General features: G+C 64.1%; 17 protein-coding genes. 7 read left to right on the top strand and 10 right to left on the bottom strand.

All coding sequences use genetic code 11. The annotated features are described in order from the left end of the window. Positions 1 to 3: 3 nt before the first annotated feature. From KCN53_RS08165 to tpiA, 10 genes are all read right to left on the bottom strand, one after another. Positions 4 to 1,344 (bottom strand): NAD(P)H-hydrate dehydratase, encoded by a 1,341-nt coding sequence (locus KCN53_RS08165; protein WP_088712816.1) that lies wholly within the window; start codon positions 1,342 to 1,344, stop codon positions 4 to 6. Further along, on the bottom strand, positions 1,341 to 2,051 hold the full coding sequence (locus KCN53_RS08170) for an N-formylglutamate amidohydrolase (RefSeq protein WP_088712815.1): 711 nt from the start codon (positions 2,049 to 2,051) through the stop codon (positions 1,341 to 1,343). Before KCN53_RS08170 ends, KCN53_RS08165 begins: the two co-directional genes overlap by 4 nt. A 97-nt stretch (positions 2,052 to 2,148) precedes the next feature. Further along, entirely contained in the window at positions 2,149 to 2,439 is a 291-nt protein-coding gene (locus tag KCN53_RS08175; protein WP_088712814.1) for a hypothetical protein, read from the bottom strand. Positions 2,440 to 2,660: 221 nt separating this feature from the next. After that, positions 2,661 to 6,143, bottom strand: coding sequence for a DNA polymerase III subunit alpha (gene dnaE, locus KCN53_RS08180; RefSeq protein WP_088712813.1), 3,483 nt, complete (start codon positions 6,141 to 6,143; stop codon positions 2,661 to 2,663). A gap of 101 nt (positions 6,144 to 6,244) precedes the next feature. After that, positions 6,245 to 6,925: an ABC transporter ATP-binding protein gene (locus KCN53_RS08185; protein ID WP_088712812.1), complete on the bottom strand. Its 681-nt coding sequence runs from the start codon at positions 6,923 to 6,925 to the stop codon at positions 6,245 to 6,247. After that, positions 6,918 to 8,165: a lipoprotein-releasing ABC transporter permease subunit gene (locus KCN53_RS08190; RefSeq protein ID WP_088712811.1), complete on the bottom strand. Its 1,248-nt coding sequence runs from the start codon at positions 8,163 to 8,165 to the stop codon at positions 6,918 to 6,920. The genes KCN53_RS08185 and KCN53_RS08190 overlap by 8 nt, the downstream gene beginning before the upstream one ends. A gap of 45 nt (positions 8,166 to 8,210) precedes the next feature. Beyond that, positions 8,211 to 9,500, bottom strand: a complete 1,290-nt coding sequence (proS, locus tag KCN53_RS08195) for a proline--tRNA ligase (RefSeq protein ID WP_088712810.1) — start codon at positions 9,498 to 9,500, stop codon at positions 8,211 to 8,213. Between the two features lie 75 nt (positions 9,501 to 9,575). Next, positions 9,576 to 11,207 (bottom strand): CTP synthase, encoded by a 1,632-nt coding sequence (locus KCN53_RS08200; RefSeq protein ID WP_088712809.1) that lies wholly within the window; start codon positions 11,205 to 11,207, stop codon positions 9,576 to 9,578. A gap of 61 nt (positions 11,208 to 11,268) precedes the next feature. Further along, complete coding sequence (gene secG, locus KCN53_RS08205) at positions 11,269 to 11,706, bottom strand: preprotein translocase subunit SecG (RefSeq protein WP_088712808.1); 438 nt, start codon at positions 11,704 to 11,706, stop codon at positions 11,269 to 11,271. 104 nt (positions 11,707 to 11,810) lie between these two features. Then, a complete protein-coding gene (gene tpiA / locus KCN53_RS08210; RefSeq protein ID WP_088712807.1) occupies positions 11,811 to 12,560 on the bottom strand; it encodes a triose-phosphate isomerase in 750 nt (249 codons plus the stop codon). Positions 12,561 to 12,677: 117 nt separating this feature from the next. On the opposite strand from tpiA, the gene KCN53_RS08215 reads away from it, so the two are divergent. From KCN53_RS08215 to KCN53_RS08245, 7 genes are read left to right on the top strand one after another with little or no spacing between them, the layout of a single operon-like run. Then, positions 12,678 to 14,615 carry a peptidylprolyl isomerase gene (locus tag KCN53_RS08215; RefSeq protein ID WP_172406246.1) on the top strand — a complete coding sequence of 646 codons (1,938 nt, stop codon included), beginning with the start codon at positions 12,678 to 12,680 and terminating at the stop codon, positions 14,613 to 14,615. 8 nt (positions 14,616 to 14,623) lie between these two features. Then, positions 14,624 to 16,141, top strand: a complete 1,518-nt coding sequence (locus KCN53_RS08220; protein WP_088712805.1) for an anthranilate synthase component I family protein — start codon at positions 14,624 to 14,626, stop codon at positions 16,139 to 16,141. Further along, positions 16,138 to 16,707 carry an anthranilate synthase component II gene (locus KCN53_RS08225; RefSeq protein WP_088712804.1) on the top strand — a complete coding sequence of 190 codons (570 nt, stop codon included), beginning with the start codon at positions 16,138 to 16,140 and terminating at the stop codon, positions 16,705 to 16,707. Before KCN53_RS08220 ends, KCN53_RS08225 begins: the two co-directional genes overlap by 4 nt. Next, positions 16,704 to 17,687, top strand: a complete 984-nt coding sequence (gene trpD / locus KCN53_RS08230; protein ID WP_088712803.1) for an anthranilate phosphoribosyltransferase — start codon at positions 16,704 to 16,706, stop codon at positions 17,685 to 17,687. Before KCN53_RS08225 ends, trpD begins: the two co-directional genes overlap by 4 nt. Beyond that, on the top strand, positions 17,684 to 18,466 hold the full coding sequence (gene trpC, locus KCN53_RS08235; RefSeq protein WP_088713467.1) for an indole-3-glycerol phosphate synthase TrpC: 783 nt from the start codon (positions 17,684 to 17,686) through the stop codon (positions 18,464 to 18,466). The genes trpD and trpC overlap by 4 nt, the downstream gene beginning before the upstream one ends. A 7-nt stretch (positions 18,467 to 18,473) precedes the next feature. After that, positions 18,474 to 18,953: a cyclic pyranopterin monophosphate synthase MoaC gene (moaC, locus tag KCN53_RS08240; protein ID WP_088712802.1), complete on the top strand. Its 480-nt coding sequence runs from the start codon at positions 18,474 to 18,476 to the stop codon at positions 18,951 to 18,953. A gap of 7 nt (positions 18,954 to 18,960) precedes the next feature. After that, positions 18,961 to 20,154 (top strand): molybdopterin molybdotransferase MoeA, encoded by a 1,194-nt coding sequence (locus tag KCN53_RS08245; RefSeq protein ID WP_088712801.1) that lies wholly within the window; start codon positions 18,961 to 18,963, stop codon positions 20,152 to 20,154. Positions 20,155 to 20,175: the final 21 nt, after the last annotated feature.

Consider the following 20,175-nt stretch of genomic DNA (forward strand, 5'->3'; position numbering starts at 1 on the left):
CTGTCATCGGATGAGGTCCAGCAAATCCTCTGCGATCAGTCCGTCCCTGCCGCGGCAGCCCGCATCCCCATGGCGCCAGACTCCGGCGCAGGCAGCCTCGAAAGGGGCACGCCCGCGCGCCAGTTCGGCGCCAACAAGACCCGCCAAAACGTCTCCCGAGCCTGCCGTACCCAATCGGGGGTGGGCGTGATCGTTGACGACCGCCGCGCCTTCGGGAGACGCGATGACGGTGTCGCGGCCTTTCAGGCAGACGACCGCCCCGCAGCGGCTGGCCGCGGTTCGCGCGCGCTCGACCTTCGAGCCCGGCAGATTGCCGAACATGCGCCTGAACTCTCCCTCATGCGGGGTTAGGACGCTCGCAGGCGGTACGTCGTCGGGCTTCATCCAGGACAGAATGTCGCCGTCGAGCACCAGCGGGCAGCCGATGTCGATGATCCGCTGCGCCAGGGCCCTGCTTTCCTCTCCGCGGCCCAGTCCAGGGCCGATCACCGCAGCGTCCTGCCGGTCCGCATCGATCTCGCCGGCAGCCATCTGAACGACGGAGCTGGGCGGAAAGGCGTCGGTATATCCGGCCAGGGTGACATAACCCGCCCCTCCCCGCTGCGCGGCGCGCGCCGCCAGCCACGCCGCACCCGGCATATGGCCAGCCGCGACGAGAACGGTGCCGCGATCGAATTTATGTGAGGTCGCGGGGGATGGGATCGCCTCGGGCGGTGAATTGAAACGAAGCTCGGCTTTCGGCTCCCCCAGTCCGATATCGATCATGTCGAGATGGCCCATGAAGCCGGCCGCCGGGTAAAGCGCGTGCGCCGGTTTCCACGCTGCAAAAACCAGAGTTTCCTCGGCATGGTACGGCGCACCGAGGTCGGCGCCATCATCGCAGCCTGACCCGCTGACGAGGTCGAGCGCGATCCGCAGCTCAGCAGCGTTCGCCAGACGGCCTATCGCTGCCACTATCTTGTCGGACAGCGGGCGGTCCTGGCCGCTGCCAAAAACGGCATCGACGAATATGCCCGCCCGAGCCCCAACCTCCGGCGATTCGACCTCGGAAACCCACAAATCGCGCGCGCGGCGGCACAGTTCGCTTTCCGGCTCGATCAGCGCGGCAACCCGTACCCGAAGACCGAGGTCACGCAACCGGGCGGCCGCCACATAACCGTCGCCGCCGTTGTTTCCCGGTCCGCAGAGAATCAGAATCTCGCGGCCCGCCGCGCGGATGGCAATGCGGTCGGCAGCCGCCTGACCGGCGCGGCACATCAGCGACCAGCCCCCCTCGTCCCCTGGCGCCCCGTCCTGTTCGAAGCCTTTCATCTCACTGGCAGTAAGAATCGCGCCCGCGGTCATGGAAGCGCCTCGACCATGTGCTCGACCAGCTTATCCAACAGCGCCGCCCAGTGCTCTCGCCCGTCGGCGGTTTCCAGGTGATCCTGGCGAATCTCGAAGAACAGGTAGGGGAGATTGCGGGGCTCGGCGTGGCGCTGCATCGTGTAGCCGTGGCTGGCACCGGAATAGGGTTCGTTGTCGCCGACGGTCAGGCCCTGCGCACGCAGCCAGGGTATGGCGATTTCTGGTGCACGATTATCGCGGTCGTAGAGAACGCCGCAGTCCCAAGGGCGCGCGGCTTCGCCCGTTTTCATGGCAGGCGTGAAGCTATGGAGCGACAGAATAAGCTGACAGAACGCGATATCGAGCCGCGCGCCGACCCGCTCATGATAGGCGTCGTGGAACGATTGGCGCCGCGCCCGTTCCGCGGCTGAGAGGTTCTGATTGCCGGGGACTGCCCGGCCGTCGCTTTCGACGGGAACGGCCGCCTCGAAGGGCCGGTTCAGATCGACGACCAGGCGCGACACTTCTGCTGTAAGGAGATCGGCCCCTGTCCGTACGGCGAGCTGTTCGGCGACCAGACGCGCCCCAATGTCTACGGCGATATGAGTGTTCATGACCTCTTTCGGCACACCAAGGTCGATCTCGGGCGGAACCCGGTCGCTGGCATGGTCGACCATGATGAAGAGGTCAGACCGGTGGCCGGGAAGGAAACTGAAAGCGGACATACGTCCATAAAGGGGCCGTAGGCCGAAAAGAAAAGGGGCCGCCCTGGGGAGGTCGCGGCCCCTTGCGAACGGGCGACTACGCCCGCCTGCAGAGAGGTTAGTTCTTCTGCGCGAGTTCGGTCTCGGTCACGTCCAGATAGCGCATGGCGCGGCTGAACTGTTTCTTCGCAGCGCGCTCGTTTCCGGCTTCACAGAGCGCGACGCCGACATCGATCTTGCGAAGCGCGCGACGCGCGTCCGTTTCGTCGGCTGCTGCGGCAGCAGCGCGCAGGTCTGCGGGCATCGTAGCGCAGACATCAGCCTCTTCGGCATGAGCTGGTCCCACGGCGAGCCCGACATTGAGGGTCGCGACCGCGATCGCGGCGATGGCAATAAGAGTACGGCGCATGATGAAATCCTTTCGTTTGCCAATGTCTGTCGAACCCCGAACTGAGTACGACTCAATCACTGCCCTCGATTTAGAGTCGCGCTCAGTTTCTGCAAGCGGATTTTTGAGTCTTAATCAAATTGGCATGAGGCGGTTTGGTCGCTGCGCGCAGAGCCACTCCCAGACCGCACGTGGAAAGCCTTATATTTTGATGGAACGTTCGGACCCTGATCGGTGAGCGGTCAGGCGTCGAGCCGAGCGTCGCTGATTCCATCCAGACCGCTAAGGTGATGAACCAGCTCCGAATCCAACGAGAGGTTTCCACCCACCTTCAGCGTCGCCGTGCCGCCCTGCTTCAAAGGGATACGGATTTCTGCCTCCCCGCGTCCCGATCCCGGGACAAGAAGTGAAGAAAGCTGATCAACCGCGTCGGGCCCGGCATCGATCTTCAGCACCGTACGGCCCTTTCCGTCCAGCGACGGTAGCGACACGGCCCCCGACACCCTCAGAAACGGGGTTTCATATCCCGGTCTCCAATTCAGTTCACCCTGGATCAGGACGGGCTCGTCGGCAGCGCGCGCTTCCTCGACGAGCTTCTGGACGTCCTCTTCGTAGACGTTTCCCGAAAATTGACCGTCCTGATCGGAAAGCGTCAGCGCGAGGAAGGGCTTACCGCCGTTCTGCGACACACGTTTGCGCGACGCTTCCACTTTCGCGCCGAGAACCGCGCGTTCCTTCCCGCCTCCCGGAGGGCCGCCAAGCTCGACATAGCGCGCATAGGTCTTCGCGCCTTTCGCTTTCAGGATGTGCGCATAAGCGCTCAGCGGATGGGCGGAGAAGTAGAAACCGAAGGAATCAAGCTCCTTCTCCATGGTTTCGGATAGCGACCAGCGTTCGGTGGACTTGGGCCTGATGAGCGAAATTTCGCCCGCGCCCCCACCTCCTCCTCCGAACAACGCGCCCTGCTGCGTGGCGCGTTGCTCCGCCGCCGAATTGGCCACCGCCAAAAGCGAAGAGGCCATGCCGAACACGGCGGCACGGTTGGCATCGAGCTCGTCAAACGCACCTGCCGCTGCCAGGCGCTCAAGCTGCCTGGTGTTGAGCAGCTTAGGATCCACCCGGTTTGCGAAGTCGGTGAGCGACGTGAAATCGCCATTCTCGCTGCGCTCGCGGACCACCTGTTCCATGGCCTTCGTCCCCACCCCTTTGAGGGCGGCAAGCGCATAGCGAAGACGGTTCTGGCCATCCTCCCCGGTTTCGACGACGAAACGCTCTGCGGACGCATTGATGTCCGGCGGAAGGCACTCGACGCCTAACCGCCGCGCATCGTCGAGGAAAATACCGAGCTTTTCGGTCTGGCCCATGTCGAACTGCATCGAGGCGGCGTAAAATTCGGCGGGGAAATGCGCCTTCAGCCAAGCTGTTTGGTACGCGATCAGGGCATAGGCGGCTGCGTGGCTTTTGTTGAAGCCATAGCCTGCGAACTTTGCCACCAGCTCGAAGATGTAGTCGGCCTGTTTCGGGTCGACGCCCTGCTCCTTGGCGCCGGAGAGAAATCGCTCTTTCTGCTTCGCCATCTCCTCGGGCTTCTTCTTGCCCATGGCGCGGCGCAGCAGGTCTGCTTCGCCCAGCGAGTAGCCGGCAAGCTCCTGCGCGATCTGCATCACCTGTTCCTGGTAGATGATGACGCCGTAGGTCTCGGTCAGATATTGCTCCAACCGCGGGTGCAGGTAGTCCGGCTGCTCCCGCCCATGCTTGCGGTTGGCGAACTGCGGAATGCTGTCCATCGGACCCGGACGATACAGCGAGATTAGAGCGATGATGTCCGCGAACGTGTCGGGCTTCACCTTCGCCAGCGTGTCACGCATGCCGTCGGATTCCAGCTGGAACACCCCAAGCGTGTCGCCCCGCGCCATCAGCGCGTAGGTCTCCTCGTCCGTCCAGTCGATCTTCGCCAGGTCGGGCCGCGTCCCGGTACGCCGCTCGATCAGGTCGAGGGCGTAGTGAATGACTGAGAGGGTTTTCAGGCCGAGAAAGTCGAACTTCACAAGGCCGGCCTGCTCGACCCACTTCATGTCGAACTGGGTGACCGGCATGTCGGAGCGCGGATCCCGGTAGAGCGGCACCAACTGCGACAGCGGTCGGTCGCCGATGACGACGCCTGCCGCGTGGGTCGAGGAATGGCGCGGCATCCCCTCGAGCTGAAGTGCCAGGTCGATCAGGCGCCGCACGTCCTCCTCACGCTTGTAGCGGCGGCTGAGGTCGACATTCGCGTCCAGCGCCTCTTTTAGCGATTGCGGCTTGGCGGGATTGTTGTCGATCATCCCGGCCAGCGTCTCGCGCATGCCGAACGGCATCTGCAGAACACGGCCGACGTCCTTAATGACTGCTCGCGCCTTCAGCTTTCCGAAGGTGATGATCTGGGCAACCTGGTCGCGCCCGTAGCGCTCCTGCACATAACGGATGACCTCGCCGCGCCGGGTTTCGCAGAAATCGATGTCGAAGTCGGGCATCGAGACACGCTCGGGATTGAGGAAGCGTTCGAACAGAAGGCCGAGTTCTATGGGATCGAGGTCCGTGATCGTCAGCGACCAGGCAACGACCGAGCCGGCCCCCGACCCGCGACCGGGTCCGACGGGAATCCCCTTGTCCTTCGCCCATTGGATGAAATCGGCAACGATCAGGAAGTAGCCGGGAAAGCCCATCTTTTCGATGATGCCGAGTTCGTAATCGAGGCGCTTGAAATAGGCGTCCCGGTCGACCGACGGCCTCACCTTCAGACGCTTCTCGAGCCCGGCGCGGGCCAAGTCGCGCAGCGCGGAGACCTCTGCTTCGGGATCGCCGGCCAGGCTTGGCAGAATCGGCTTACGCTGCGGTGCCATGACGGCGCAGCGCTGTGCGACGATGGCGGTATTCGCGATCGCCTCGGGCAGATCCTTGAACAACTCACGCATGACGTCACCGGACTTCAGCCATAGCTCAGGGTTCGTACGGGGACGGTCCTGCGTCTGGGTGTAAGTGCTGCTGGCAATGCAGAGCATGACGTCGTGCGCGGGCGAAAAATCGCGGTCCAGGAACGCAGCCGGATTCGTCGCGACCAGCGGCAGTCCGCGCTCGAGCGCCAGTTCGATCAGGGCGACCTCGGACGCCGCTTCGACGGGATCGCCGGTCCTGCAAATCTCGATGTAAAGGCGGTCGCCGAACATGTCGGCAAGTTCTTCCAGATAGACGCGCGCGGCCTTTGCCTGCTCTTCGGCAAGCAGGCGCGCCAACGCCCCCTCCGCTCCCGCGGTCAGGCAGATCAGCCCGTCCGCATATTGCTCCAGGCGGTCGAGATCGACATGCGCGGTCTCCGTGGGATCGCTCCCCAGATGCGCATGCGACAGCAGCTCGATCAGATTGCCGTAACCGCGCTCGTTCTGCGCCAGAAGAACCAGCCAGTCCTTCACCGCGGTGCCGCCGATCGGTTGCGCTCCCGGGCGCTCGACGGCCAGCATTGCGCCCATGATCGGCTGGACGCCGGCTCCAGCCAGTGCGGTGGACACCTCCATCGCGGAGAACATGTTCGATCGGTCGGTCAGAGCGGCGGCGGGAAATCCAAGTTCACGGCAACGCGCGGCCAGATCGCCGGGATGGATCGCGCCCTCCAGCATCGAATAGGAGGAGAAGCAGCGCAGCGGGATGTAAGGAGCAGGCGCGGCGGTCTCTTCGGCGGGATCAGGCATGGGCGAAATTGTCCCGTTCTTGCCCGTGATGGCAAGGGCACCGCCGAAAAAAGCTGTGCATAAGTCAGTAGCTCAAGGGCGGACCCCCGGAATGCCTGCAATCAGGCCTGTTCCACCAGCTGGCCCTCGTGAAGCTCGACGATGCGGTCCATCTGCCGCGCCAACTCGCGATTGTGCGTCGCGATCAGCGCCGCGGACCCATGGCCCCGCACCACGCGCAGGAACTCTGCCAGCACCCGTTCGGAGGTGGCTTCGTCCAGATTGCCAGTGGGCTCGTCCGCCAGCACGAGGACAGGCTCGTTCGCCAGCGCGCGGGCGACCGCCACACGCTGCTGCTCACCGCCGGAGAGCTGGCTCGGCCGATGTGTCAGCCTCTCGCCAAGGCCGAGTTCGGTAAGCAGCCGCCGCGCCTTGTCGAGTGCGGCGGCCCGCGCCGTCCCCGCGATCAGCTGCGGCATCACGACATTCTCTTCGGCAGTAAAGTCCGGAAGCAGGTGATGGAACTGGTAGACGAAGCCCAGACGGTCGCGGCGAACTTCGGTTCTGCGTGAGGAATTTGCTGCCTCGACGGCCTCTCCGGCGATACGGATCGTCCCCTGAAACCCTCCTTCCAGAAGGCCGATCGCCTGAAGCATCGTGGACTTGCCCGACCCGGAGGGACCAAGAAGCGCCACGATCTCGCCCGGCCCGACGCTGAGGTCGACCCCGCGCAGAACCTCGATGGTCGTGCCGCCCTGCGTAAAGCTTCTCGACAGGCCGGTGACGTCGAGCACGTTACTCATAGCGCAGCACCTCGACCGGGTCGGTACTCGCCGCCTTCCAGGCTGGATAAAGCGTGGCGAGGAAGCTGAGCAGCAGCGCGATGACGACGATCGCGGTGACTTCGACCGGGTCGGTCTTTGCGGGTAGCTCGGTCAGATAGCGGATCGAGGGGTCCCACAGGTCGACGCCCGTCAACACGCTGATCCCTTCAACCACATTCTGGCGGAAGAAGAGGAAGGTGAAACCCAGTAGCAGGCCGAGAAGTATGCCCGCCCCGCCGATTAGCGTTCCGACCGTCACGAAGACGCGCATGATCGCGTTCCGGCTTGCCCCCATGGTGCGCAGGATCGCGATGTCCTTCGTCTTTGCGCGGACGAGCATGATGAGGCTGGTGAGGATGTTGAAGCAGGCCACCAGTATGATGAAGCCGACGACGACGAACATTACCGTCCGCTCCACGCTCAGCGCTTCGAACAGGACCCCGTTCATCTGCCGCCAGTCGACGAGGATCCCGCGCCCACCGAGCATCTGCTGGACGGGCGCAAGAATGGTCTCCACCCGATCCGCATCTTCCGTCGTGATGGTGATCAGGCCGACATCGCTTCCCATTCGCAGATAAAGCTGGGCATTCTCCAGCGGCATCAGCACGAAGGTCTTGTCATATTCGAAGATACCGACCTCGATGATCGCCGCCACCTGGTAGGGCACGATGCGCGGGGTGGTTCCGAACGGGGTGACCTGCCCTTCGGGGGAGATCAGGCTGATCGTATCGCCGAGAGCGACCCCCATGGACTGGGCGAGCCGCGAACCGATCGCGACCCGGTTTTCACCTTGGTATACGTCCTGAAACGAGCCGGCCACAACGCTGCCCGACAGATTGCTCTGGCTCGTCAGGTCGGCGTAGCGCATCCCCCTCAGAAGAACGGGCTGCGCGCGGTTGCGATAGCTGCCGAGGAGCGGCTGCTCGATAATGGGCGCCGCCGAAACCACCCCGGGAAGATTCTCAATATCCTCGACCAGTGGCTGCCAGTCCGTCAGTTCCCCGCCATAGCCCTGCACGACGGCATCGCCGTTCAGGGAATTTATGGAGTCGAACAGCTCGGCTCGAAAGCCGTTCATGACCGACATGACCGCGATCAACGCCGCCACACCGAGCGCAACCGCGACCAACGAAATCGTAGCCACGAGGAAGATGAATCCCTCGGATCGGCCGGGCAAGAGGTAGCGCCGGGCCAGGGTGCGCTCATAGGTGGTAATCATCGGTTCAGACCAGGTACGAGGTCGGGCGTTCCGGTCACGCGCAGATCAAGCGGCAACGCGGGCGAGCGCGTCTTCGGGCGACAGATCCGCACGTTCGCCGGTGGCACGGTTCTTTACTTCGATAGTTCCGGCCGAAACGCCCTTGGGTCCGACGATGAGCTGCCATGGCAGGCCGATAAGGTCCATGGTCGCGAACTTCGCTCCGCCCCGGTCATTCCGGTCGTCATACAGCGCTTCTACGCCCGCATCGGTGAGCTGACCGTATAGCTGCTCGCAGGCGGCGTCGCAGGCTTCGTCGCCCTGACGCAAATTGATGATGCCGACCTGATAGGGCGCAACCTGGCGCGGCCAGACGATGCCGGCCTCGTCGTGACATGCCTCGATGATCGCACCGAACAGCCTGGAAACGCCGATACCGTAGCTGCCCATCAGCGGGTGGACCTGCTCGCCGTCCCTGCCCTGCACTGAATAGCCCATGCCATTGGTATATTTGGATCCGAAAGCGAAGATGTGGCCAACCTCGATTCCGCGCCGCTTCAGCAGGCGATCTGCCGGAACCGGGCAGTCCGCGACCTTCTCATGCTCTTCCTCTTCCATCGCGTAGGTGGCGGAGAGCTTCGCGACGGCTTCGGGATCGTCGATGGAAATATCCTCGAGCGCGGCGTCGTAGTAGATCGCGCTTTCGCCGGTGTCGGCGAGGACATGGAATTCGTGGCTCAGGTCGCCGCCGATGGGACCGGTCGGGGCGCGGACCGGAACGGCCTTCAGCCCCAACGCAGCAAAGGTGCGCAGATAGGCTTCGAACTGGCTGTCGTAGGACCGGCGCAAGCCCTCCTCGTCGACGTCGAAGCTATAGGCGTCCTTCATCAGAAATTCGCGGCCGCGCATCACGCCGAAGCGCGGCCGGCGCTCGTCACGGAACTTCCACTGGATGTGATAGAACATCTTCGGAAGATCTCGGTACGAGGCCGCAGCCGACATGAACAGTTCTGTCAGCATTTCCTCGTTGGTCGGACCGTAGAGCATGTTACGCCCATGACGGTCTTCGAAGCGAAGCATCTCCGGACCATAGGCGTCATAACGGCCGCTCCGCTGCCACAGGTCAGCCGACTGGACCGTCGGCATCAGCAGTTCCGCGCCACCGGCGCGATCTTGCTCTCGCCGGACGATGGCTTCAATCTTTTTAAGAACGCGAAAGCCGAGCGGCAGCCACGCATAGATACCAGCTGCAGTCTGGCGGATCAGCCCTGCGCGCAGGGCCAGCTTGTGGGAAATGATCTCCGCGTCGGCCGGCGATTCTTTCAGAACCGGCACGAAGGTCTGTGTCATACGCATGGCCGCGCCATTAGCAGAGCGCAGCCCGCGCGCAATATGAAGCGGAGCCCCTCGGTTCGTTCGGGCCAGTCGCGGTCAGACCAGGCGCGACTGCCTCACCGCGGCCTCGATGAAGCTTGCGAAAAGAGGGTGCGGGTCGAACGGCTTCGATTTTAGTTCCGGATGGAACTGCACCCCGATGAACCATGGGTGGTCCGGACGCTCGACCGTCTCCGGAAGCAAACCGTCCGGGCTCCAGCCAGCGAACATCAGGCCGTCCTTCTCCAGCGGCTCGACATATTTCGCGTTGACCTCATAGCGGTGCCGGTGCCGCTCGGAAATCTTGCCGCTGCCATAGACCTGGGCGATCCGGCTGCCCGGTTTCAAATCTGCCGGATAGGCGCCCAGCCGCATGGTGCCGCCAAGATCGCCGCCCTCTTCGCGCCGCTCGATACCCTCCTCGGTCATCCATTCGGTGATCAGGCCGACGACGGGTTCGCTCGTTTCGCCGAATTCGGTAGTCGAAGCGCCTTCGATCCCGCCAAGATGGCGCAGGCCCTCAATGCAGGCCATCTGCATACCGAGGCAGATGCCGAAGAACGGCACTTTCCGCTCGCGCGCGAACCGGATGGCGTTGATCTTCCCTTCCGAACCGCGACTGCCGAACCCGCCGGGGACGAGAATGGCGTGCATCGGCTCCAGCTTGTCGAGATCGGGCGAGGTCCCTTCGAACAATTCGCTATCCAGCCAGCGGATATGGACCTTCACGCGGTTCGCCAGCCCGCCATGGACCAGTGCTTCCTGAAGCGACTTATAGGCATCCTGAAGACCGGTATACTTGCCAACGATCCCTACCGTCACTTCGCCCTCGGGATTGTCGATGCGGTCGACGATGTCGAGCCAGCGCGACAGGTCGGGCGCGTGACGCGGCGCGATACCGAAGGAGCGGAGAACCTCCCGGTCCAGGCCCTCGTCATGATAGTTTAGCGGAACTTCGTAGATCGAGCTGGCGTCGAGAGCCGGTATGACCGCCTCTTTCCGGACGTTGCAGAACAGGGCGATCTTGTTGCGCTCTTCCTGCGGCAGGGGCTGTTCGCAGCGGCACACGAGAATGTCGGGCTGGATGCCGAGCGAGGTTAGCTCGCGCACACTGTGCTGGGTGGGCTTCGTCTTCAGCTCGCCGGCCGCCGCAATGTAGGGGACAAGCGTGACGTGGACGAAGGACACATTCTCTTCGCCGACCTCGTTTCGCAGCTGGCGAATGGCCTCGATGAAGGGCAGGCTCTCGATGTCGCCAACGGTGCCGCCGATTTCGCACAGGACGAAATCCAGGTCGTCGACGTCGTTCTGGGCAAACGCCTTGATGGCATCGGTGACGTGCGGAATGACCTGCACCGTCGCCCCCAGATAGTCGCCGCGCCGTTCGCGCGCGAGGATATCGGAGTATATGCGGCCGGAAGTGACATTGTCCGTCTGCCGCCCCGGAACGCCGGTAAAGCGCTCATAGTGGCCGAGATCGAGGTCCGTTTCCGCACCGTCATCGGTCACATAGACCTCGCCGTGCTGATAGGGACTCATCGTCCCCGGATCGACGTTCAGATAGGGGTCGAATTTCCGGATGCGCACGCGGTAACCACGCGCCTGCAGAAGGGCGGCGAGAGATGCCGCCATAAGCCCTTTGCCAAGCGAGGAAACCACGCCGCCGGTAATGAAGATGAACCGCGCCATGGGAGGATGGCTATAGCCTCGCGGTAGCGGGATTCGCCACCGCTAAATTGCGAAAATCAGCTTATTCGGCGAGCGGAACGTCGTCTTCGGAGGCCGCATCGTCCGAACCGGCCCCGGGAAAGCCGAACGGCACGTCCTCGAGATCCTCGGTCGGCGTGACGAGCGCCGGATCGGTGGGATCGTCGCCTGAAACATCGTCGGCAAGCGCCGGCGCCGCGGCGGCTGGATCGTCGGCAAGGCTGGTATCGATCGCGGAAACGTCACGCCCCTGGGAGGCGAGAATCGCCAGGAACAGTGACGTGCCGATAAAGGCTGCAGCCAGCCAGGCCGTTGCCTTGGTGAGGAGATTGCCCGCTCCCCGAGCTGTCATCAAGCCACCCGGCCCACCTCCGATTCCGAGGGCGCCGCCCTCCGACCGCTGCATGAGAATGACGGCAACAAGACCGGCGGCAAGGAGGGTGTGGAGGACCAGAATGAAGGTAGAGAGGGCTGGTGACATAGCCGCGCGCACTTAGGCAGCAGCCTGCCCCGTGGCAAGAGCGGGAAGCGGCGAAGTGGGATCCCCGTTACCGCCCCGGTTGCAGCGACACGCCCCCTGAAAAATCAGCCAGCGGCGGTGATGATGCCCGCAAAGCTCTCCGGGTCGAGGCTCGCCCCGCCTACGAGCGCTCCGCCGACGTTGGACGCCGTCAGCAGGTCGGCCGCATTTTCAGGTTTCACAGACCCGCCATAGAGAATCAGCATCGATATCCCGGCATCGCCAAACCGGTCCTTCAGGCTCCTTCGGATCGAATCGTGCATCGCCGCTACGTCGCCGACGGTAGGCGTGCGGCCGGTACCGATCGCCCAGACGGGTTCATAGGCGATCGTCAGGCGGTCGGGATCGACAGCTTCCGGAATCGAGGTCTTCAACTGTGCGGCAACGACGGCCTCGGCGTTGCCCGCGTCGCGCTCCGCTTCGCTCTCCCCGACGCACAGGATAACCGACAGGCCTGCCTTCAGCGCCGCCGACAGCTTCTCTGCAACGAGCACATCGGTCTCGCCCTGATCTGTGCGGCGTTCACTGTGGCCGACGATCGTGAAGGTCGCACCGGCGTCCTTTACCATGGCTGCGGAGACGCAGCCCGTATGCGCGCCGCTTTCGGCCTGGTGACAATCCTCGCCGCCGATGTCGAGGCGAGACCCGTCGGCAAGCTCGGCCGCCGCGAAGATCAGCGTATGGGGAACCGCCAGCGCCACGCCGATATCCGGCTTGGCCTCGTCGGCAGCGCGCATGATGTGCCCCACCTTGTCCAGATCGCCGGTCAGACCGTGCATCTTCCAATTGCCCGCGATCAGCTGACGCAGCGCCATTCCTCGTCCCCTTTTGCCTTATCGAACACGCCGCGTCGGTTTCCTTGCCGTCGCGGCCCTCTCGTCTATATGTCAGCCCCTTCCTCCGACAACCGCCTCTCAGAAGAAACCCCGTTCATGCTGTCACTGCTCCGCCGCGTCCCAAGCTGGGTCCTGGGTCTGGTCTTCGTCCTGATCGCCGTCGCGTTCATCATTACCGGCACGGGAATCGGAAACCCGCTGGGGGGAGGCGGCCAGGGGGCGCCTGTCGCCAAGGTTGGCGACCGGACCATTACCTCGGGCTTCCTGGCGCAAAATTTCGAACGGCAGTTGCAGCAGGTCCGTCAGCAGACGCCGGACCTTTCGACCGAAGAAGCGGTCCAGAGCGGCGCGCTGCGCGCCGTGCTCGACCGGCTGATCTTTGCCGCCGGGCTGCAGGAATTCGCCCGTGAAATCGGCCTGTCGCCGTCGAAGCGGCTGGTCGATGCCGACATCGCCAATATGGAGGCGTTCCGCGGCCCGACGGGACAATTCAGCGAGGAAACCTATCGTCAGGTACTCGCGCGTCAGAATATCGACGAACGTGTCCTGCGCGGCGAGTTGGAAGGCGACGTCCTGCGCCGGCACCTGATGTCGGTCGTTCTGGAAGGAATGCCGGTCCCCGACGGCGTCGTGGAGCCTTTCGCACTGCGTCAGCTTGAGCGCCGAACGCTCAGGGTCGGTGCGCTTCCCTATTCGGCTTTCGAAGTGGAGGACCCCACCGACGAAGAACTGGCAGAGTTCTACGAAGCGAACATCGCACGCTTCACCATCCCTGAGCGCCGCCGCTTCCGCTACGCGGTGTTCGACCGCAGCAGCATCGCTTCGGGCATTACGGTCACCGATGAGGAAATCGCCGATTTCTACGAGCGCTCGGACGATCTGTACGGACGCGCCGAAACCCGGGAGCTGAGGCAGATCGTGACCCAGGATCAAGAGGTTGCGGCAACCGCCGCTGACCGCATCCGCGCAGGAGAAACCATGGAAGCGGTCGCTGCCGACCTGCTCGGTTACAGCGCTGAGGATGTCGAGCTTGGAAGTGTCGATGAAGACCAGCTCTCCGGAACCGTTGGCCCCGATGTCGCCGAACGCGTCTTCGCTGCAGAAAGGGGCGATGTCGTCGGGCCGGTGGAGAGTAGCTTCGGCTACCATGTCGTTGCCATCGACGAGGTGAACAGTACGGCAGCGCAGCCGCTGGAAGACGTGGCCGACGACATTCGCGGCCGCCTGACTGCCGAGAAGGCCGAAGCTCGCCTTTCCGAGCGAATTACGGCCATACAGGACGAACTCGATGAAGGCGCGAGCCTGTCGGAAGTCGCCGAAGCAGAGCAGTTCGAGCTGTCGACCCCGCCTGCCCTCACTCAGGACGGCCGCAGCCCGTCGAATACCGATTTCGTTCTCCCGGCCGCCGACCGGCAGGTTCTGACGGCTGCCTTCGAACTGAGGGAAGGCGACGACCCGGTCGTCGAGGAACTCGGCGAAGGGCGCTACGGCGTCATCGCATTGGAGGAAGTCGTTCCGCCTGCTCCGGAACCGCTCGAAGAGATCGAGGACCAGGCCCGCCGCGCCTATATCGCCCGCTACCAGATCCAGGCGGCGGCCGAACGCGCCGGCGAAATCGTCGAGGCGGTGAATGACGGTGCGGACCTTGCGGATCTGCTGCGCGCCGAAGACGTCCCGCCCCCGCAGGAACTGACCGCGCGCCGCATCGAGCTTGCCGCCCAGCAGGGCCAGGTTCCGGCCTATGTGGCCCTTGGCTTCGTGCAGGACGAAGGAGAAGCCGGAACCGTTCCGCTTCCTGAACAGGGACTGCAGGTCATCGTCGAAACGACGGACATCGTCGAGGGACAGATCCAGGACGAGCCGCAGCTTGTCGAGACGATCCGGTCGCAGCTTCGCAGCGCGCAGGAAAGCGAGCTCGGCCTCGCGTTCGCAGCGGCCGCCCGCGACACGGTCGGCGTCGAGCGCTTTCCGGGAAATGTCGCGTCGCTGGAGGCTCAGTACCGCACCCCGGCGACAGATCCGTCCAACCAATAGACGGACCCATGGCGACGATCGAGCCACCCCGGGAGCGCTTTCGCGAAGTCTATGAGGCGGGTCGCCCCCAGCTCGCCTGGGTGAAGACCATTGCCGATACCGATACGCCCGTATCGGCCATGCTGAAGCTTGCGCGTCCGAAGTCGGGCGCCTTCCTTCTGGAGTCCGTTGAGGGGGGCGAGGTTCGGGGGCGCTATACGATGCTCGGCTTCGATCCCGACCTCGCTTTTCGGGCCCGCGATAGCGGCTGCGAGATCAACCGCGACTTCGCGCAGGATCAGGGCGCCTTCGAAGAGTGGGAAGGCCAGCCGCTCGAAAATCTTCGCGCGCTGGTCGGCCAGTGCCGCATGGAGGTGCCGCAGGAACTTCCCCCGGTGTTCAGCACCCTCGTCGGCTATCTCGGCTATGAAAGTATCTGCCTGACCGAACCGGTCCTCCCCGCCGAGGGAGACGGTCTCGACCTGCCGGACATGTTCTTCGTCAGGCCCTCGCTGATCCTCGTGTTCGACCAGCTGGAAGCGACGCTGTTCATCGCCGCGCCGGTCTACCCAAAGCCGGGCGTCACAGCCGACGCTGCATGGACTGCCGCCGAAGAGCGGATCGAAACCGCACGCTCACGTCTCGCGGGCAGCCTACCGGCAAGGAGCTCCGGTCTCGATGACCTCCCCTCAGGCGATCTGGTTCCTGCAGTCACGCCCGAGGCTTATGCCGACAAGGTCGCCCGGGCGAAGGAATATATCCTGGCCGGGGATATTTTTCAGGTCGTCCTCGCCCAGCGTTTCTCGATGGACTTTCCGCTGCCCCCGCTTGCGCTCTACCGCGCGCTCAGGCGGGTCAATCCCTCGCCTTTCCTCTACCTTCTCGACCTGCCGGACTTCTCGCTCATTGGATCGAGCCCGGAAATTCTCGTCAGGGTACGCGGCGACGAAGTCACCGTCAGGCCGATTGCCGGTACGCGCCCCAGAGGCACCAGCGCTGCGCAGGATGAAGAGAACCGGACCAGCCTTCTCGCCGACCCGAAGGAACGCGCCGAACATCTGATGCTGCTCGACCTGGGCCGCAACGATGCCGGCCGCGTCGCCTCGCCGGGCTCGGTCGAGGTGACCGGACGCGAAATGATCGAATTCTACAGCCATGTGATGCATATCGTTTCCAACGTCACGGCGAGACTGGCACCGGGACATGACGCGCTTGATGCGCTGATGGCGGGTTTCCCGGCAGGCACGGTGTCGGGCGCACCGAAGGTTCGCGCCATGCAAATCATCGGCGAGCTGGAGAACGAGCGCAGGGGTCCCTATGCGGGCGGAGTGGGCTATTTCTCGCCCGGCGGCGACATGGACAGCTGCATCATCCTGAGGACCGCCGTGCTGAAGGATGGGGTCATGCACGTCCAGGCGGGCGCAGGCATCGTTGCGGACAGCGAGCCGTCCTATGAACAGCGCGAGTGCGAGGCGAAGGCTGGCGCCCTGGTAGCTGCCGCGCGCGAAGCGCTGCGCCTGGCGGCCGAAAGCGAGTACGGCCAGTGATTCTCGTCATCGATAACTACGACAGCTTCACCTACAACCTCGTCCATTATCTTCAGGAGCTTGGCGAGACCGTCGAGACGATCCGGAACGACCGGATCGATCCCGCCGGAGCGTTGGCACTGAAGCCCGAAGCGATCGTCATCTCGCCAGGGCCCTGTTCGCCGAACGAGGCGGGCGTGACGCTGCCTCTGGTCGCCGCAGCGCACGATGCCCGCGTACCCCTGCTGGGTGTCTGTCTCGGACATCAGGCCATCGCCCAGCATTTCGGCGGAAAGGTCGTTCGGGCCGAACAGGTCATGCACGGAAAGACATGCCCCGTTCTCCACGACGGGACGGGGGTCTTCGCAGGCCTGCCCTCCCCCTTCACCGCCACTCGGTACCACAGCCTGATCGCCGTGAACCTCGCCTCGCCGCTCATCGAAAATGCCTGGAGCGAGGACGGCGTCGTGCAGGGAATTCGGCATGAATCGGGCCTGCTTCACGGCGTCCAGTTCCATCCCGAAAGCATTGCCACCGAACATGGCCATGCGCTTCTTGCCAATTTCCTGAAACTGGCGCGCGCATGACCTCACTGCCGTCCGGACGTGAACCGCTCTCCGATCCGGAAGGCGTATTCGAGACGATCCTTTCGGGATCGGTGGATGATGCCGAGATCGCGCGGTTCCTGATCGAGTTGTCCGACCGCGGCGAAACGGTCGATGAGATCGTCGGCGCGGCCAGTGCCCTTCGTTGTCACATGATCGCGGTCAGCGCACCCGAAGGCGCGGTCGACGTATGCGGAACCGGCGGCGACGGCGCGCATACCCGCAACATTTCGACCGCAGTCGCCATTCTCGTCGCCGCTGCGGGCGTACCCGTCGCCAAGCATGGAAACCGGGCGGCCTCGTCCAAGTCCGGGGCTGCCGACGTCCTGTCCGCTTTGGGGCTGAATCTGGATCTTCCGCCGGCCCGGGTCGAAGCGTCCGTCTGTGAAATCGGAATTGGATTCCTGTTCGCGGCCCGCCACCACCCTGTGATGGCGCGCGTTGCGCCTGTCCGCCGCGCGCTGCGCCGACGCACCATCTTCAACCTTCTTGGTCCGCTCGCCAATCCGGCGAACGTGTCCCGTCAGCTTGTCGGCGTGTTCGACGAAGCCCTGACTGCTCCCATGGCTCAAGCTCTCGGCCGTCTGGGCGGCGACCGGGCCTGGGTCGTGCACGGCGAGGGTAGCCTCGACGAGCTGTCCGTGCTCGGCAGCAGCAAGGTCTCCGCTCTGGAAGCAGGCAAAGTGCGAACTCACGACGTGCATCCCGCCGATGCCGGCTTGTCGACCTTCGCGGCGGTGGACATTCGGGGCGGCACGCCCGAAGAAAATGCTGCGGCGCTGGAACGGCTACTTGACGGCGAACCGGGAGGCTATCGGGACATCGTGCTCATGAACGCCGGCGCTGCTCTGGTCGTCGCAGGTCGGGGAGAAACTCTTGCGGACGGAGTGCGACTGGCGCAAAGCGCGCTCGATTCGGGAGAGGCCCGAGACAAGCTGGATCAGTGGAGGCGGTTCGCGTGAGCGATACCTTGTCAGAAATCATTGCGCACAAGCGCGAGGAGCTTCGCGAACGGAAGAAGCGCGTACCGCTTCCCATCCTAGAGGCGAAGGCCGCCGGGCAGCCGGCTACCCGCGGCTTCGTCGCGGCCTTGCGCGCCGTTCATGGCCGCCACCCGCTGATTGCCGAACTGAAGCGCGCCAGTCCGTCCAAGGGGCTGATTCGCGAGGACTTCGACGTGCCGAGGCTCGCCCGCGCCTATGTGAATGGCGGCGCCGCCTGCCTTTCCGTTCTTACCGAGTCCAAATGGTTCCAGGGCAGTGACGCGGATCTGCAAACCGCGCGCCAGGCCGTGCACTTGCCGGTCCTGCGCAAGGACTTCCTCGTCGATCCGTACCAGATCGTGGAATCGCGGGCGATGGGTGCCGACGCCATTCTTCTCATCATGGCCGCGCTGAACTCTTACGAGGTTCGCGACCTCGAAATGATGGCGCGAGATCTCGGCCTCGACGTGCTGGTCGAAGTTCACAACGAGGAAGAGCTCGAGGCGGCGATGAAGCTGAAAACGCCCCTCATTGGCATCAACAATCGCGACCTGAAGACATTGGAAGTCGACGTATCGACAACCGAACGCCTTGCCCGCCTCGTCCCGAAGGAGCGCATGGTCGTCTCCGAAAGCGGTCTGACGAGCCGTGCCCAGCTCGACCAGTTACGCGGGAAGGGCGCATCGGCCTTTCTCGTCGGCGAGGCGTTGATGAGGCATGAGGATGTCGGCGGTGCGACGCGGCAACTGATCGGCTGAACCGGCTGTGCCGCTGACCCATCTCGACGAGTCCGGCGCGGCGCGAATGGTCGACATCTCCGGAAAGCCCGCAACGAAGCGAGCGGCCGTAGCCGGCGGACGGGTGGTCATGAGTGCCGAGGCGCGCCAAGCTATCGCGGACGGGACCATTCCGAAGGGCGACGTCATTGCCGCGGCCCGCATCGCGGCGATCCAGGCCGCTAAGAAAACGGCGGACATCATTCCTCTCTGCCACCCCCTCCCCCTGACCGGAATGGCGGTCGATTTCCGGCTTGCGGAAACAGGCGTCGAAGTCACCGCCGAAGTCTCGACGACCTTCGGGACCGGTGTCGAAATGGAGGCACTGACGGCAGTCACCGCGGCTTGCCTCACCATCTACGACATGGCCAAGGCGATCGACAAGGCAATGCGCATCGAGGGCATCCGCCTGCTGCGCAAAACCGGCGGCAAGTCGGGCGACTGGTCCGCCGACGACGCGCCGGACTGAGTGCGCGATGCTTTCCTACGAAGAGGCGCGCAGCCGCATATTGGCGGATATCGACGTTCTCGAGTCCGAAGACGTCGCCCTTGAGGTCGCATCCGGGCGAACGCTGGCCCGCGACCTTGTGGCCAGTCACGACCAGCCCCCCTTCAATGCCTCGGCCATGGACGGTTATGCCGTACGCTGGGAAGACCTTCCGGGCCCTTTCAAACTTGTCGGCGAAAGCGCGGCCGGAATGGCGTTCGGAGAGACGGTGGGGCGTGCTGAGGCTGTTCGGATATTCACAGGCGCCCCGCTTCCCGCCGGGGCGGATACGGTCTTGGTGCAGGAGGACTGTACCGCCGATGGCACCGACATTCGGCTGACGGGCAGCGGCCCCGCGGCGTCCGGCAGTCATATCCGGCGGCGCGGCATGGACTTTGCGAATGCTGATCTTCTCATCTCTGCCGGAACGCGCCTTACCCCGCGGCACCTCGCCCTGGCCGCTGCCGGCGGGCATGGCCGTCTCGCAGTCAATCGCCCGCCACGCGTTGCGCTGATCGCGAATGGCGACGAACTCGTTTTGCCAGGAACCGCTCTTTCTCCCGGTCAAATCACTGCCTCCAGCTCTCCCATGATAGCCGCCTCGCTGCGGCATGCCGGTGCGGATGTCGACGATTTCGGTATCGTCGCCGACGAAGCCACAGAGCTGAAAACCGCTCTTCTGAAGGCCAGTGCCTATGACATCGTCGTTACCATGGGCGGCGCCTCGGTCGGCGATCATGATCATATGCATAGCGCGATGGAGGCCGCCGGCGCCGAGCGCGACTTCTGGCGTGTAGCAATCCGGCCAGGCAAGCCGTTGATCCATGGGCGGATCGGAGCGGCGACACTTGTCGGCCTCCCCGGAAATCCGGTCTCCGCCTATGTGTGCGCACTGTTGTTCGTGGCCCCCCTCATCGCCGCCTTTCAGGGCCAGCCTCCCGGCCCCGCCACGACAACGGCACGGCTGCGAGAACAGCTACCGGCAAACGGAGCCCGGCGAGACCATTTGCGCGCTGTCGTCGAGGGAGGATGGGTCCGGCCTCTCGCGACGCAGGACAGCTCGCAACTCGCCGTTTTTGCCTCGGCGAATGCCCTCATCGTCAGGGAGGCGCACGCCCCGCAGGCGGCGGACGGCGATGAGGTCGAGGTCATTCCGCTTGACAGCTTCCCTGCCGCCTCATAGCTGTTCCCCATTCGTTCTCTT

This window comes from Pacificimonas aurantium (assembly GCF_020092905.1).
Taxonomy (GTDB): Bacteria; Pseudomonadota; Alphaproteobacteria; order Sphingomonadales; family Sphingomonadaceae; genus Pacificimonas; species Pacificimonas aurantium.

Bases quoted from the DNA above. Each gene is read 5' to 3' on its own strand.
- KCN53_RS08200 (WP_088712809.1), bottom strand. From the start codon at position 11,207: ATGGCGCGGTTCATCTTCATTACCGGCGGCGTGGTTTCCTCGCTTGGC.
- KCN53_RS08220 (WP_088712805.1), top strand. From the start codon at position 14,624: ATGGCGACGATCGAGCCACCCCGGGAGCGCTTTCGCGAAGTCTATGAG.
- KCN53_RS08215 (WP_172406246.1), top strand. From the start codon at position 12,678: ATGCTGTCACTGCTCCGCCGCGTCCCAAGCTGGGTCCTGGGTCTGGTC.
- trpD (WP_088712803.1), top strand. From the start codon at position 16,704: ATGACCTCACTGCCGTCCGGACGTGAACCGCTCTCCGATCCGGAAGGC.
- proS (WP_088712810.1), bottom strand. From the start codon at position 9,500: ATGCGTATGACACAGACCTTCGTGCCGGTTCTGAAAGAATCGCCGGCC.
- secG (WP_088712808.1), bottom strand. From the start codon at position 11,706: ATGTCACCAGCCCTCTCTACCTTCATTCTGGTCCTCCACACCCTCCTT.
- KCN53_RS08185 (WP_088712812.1), bottom strand. From the start codon at position 6,925: ATGAGTAACGTGCTCGACGTCACCGGCCTGTCGAGAAGCTTTACGCAG.
- KCN53_RS08245 (WP_088712801.1), top strand. From the start codon at position 18,961: ATGCTTTCCTACGAAGAGGCGCGCAGCCGCATATTGGCGGATATCGAC.
- tpiA (WP_088712807.1), bottom strand. From the start codon at position 12,560: ATGGCGCTGCGTCAGCTGATCGCGGGCAATTGGAAGATGCACGGTCTG.
- dnaE (WP_088712813.1), bottom strand. From the start codon at position 6,143: ATGCCTGATCCCGCCGAAGAGACCGCCGCGCCTGCTCCTTACATCCCG.
- KCN53_RS08190 (WP_088712811.1), bottom strand. From the start codon at position 8,165: ATGATTACCACCTATGAGCGCACCCTGGCCCGGCGCTACCTCTTGCCC.
- KCN53_RS08165 (WP_088712816.1), bottom strand. From the start codon at position 1,344: ATGACCGCGGGCGCGATTCTTACTGCCAGTGAGATGAAAGGCTTCGAA.
- KCN53_RS08175 (WP_088712814.1), bottom strand. From the start codon at position 2,439: ATGCGCCGTACTCTTATTGCCATCGCCGCGATCGCGGTCGCGACCCTC.
- KCN53_RS08170 (WP_088712815.1), bottom strand. From the start codon at position 2,051: ATGTCCGCTTTCAGTTTCCTTCCCGGCCACCGGTCTGACCTCTTCATC.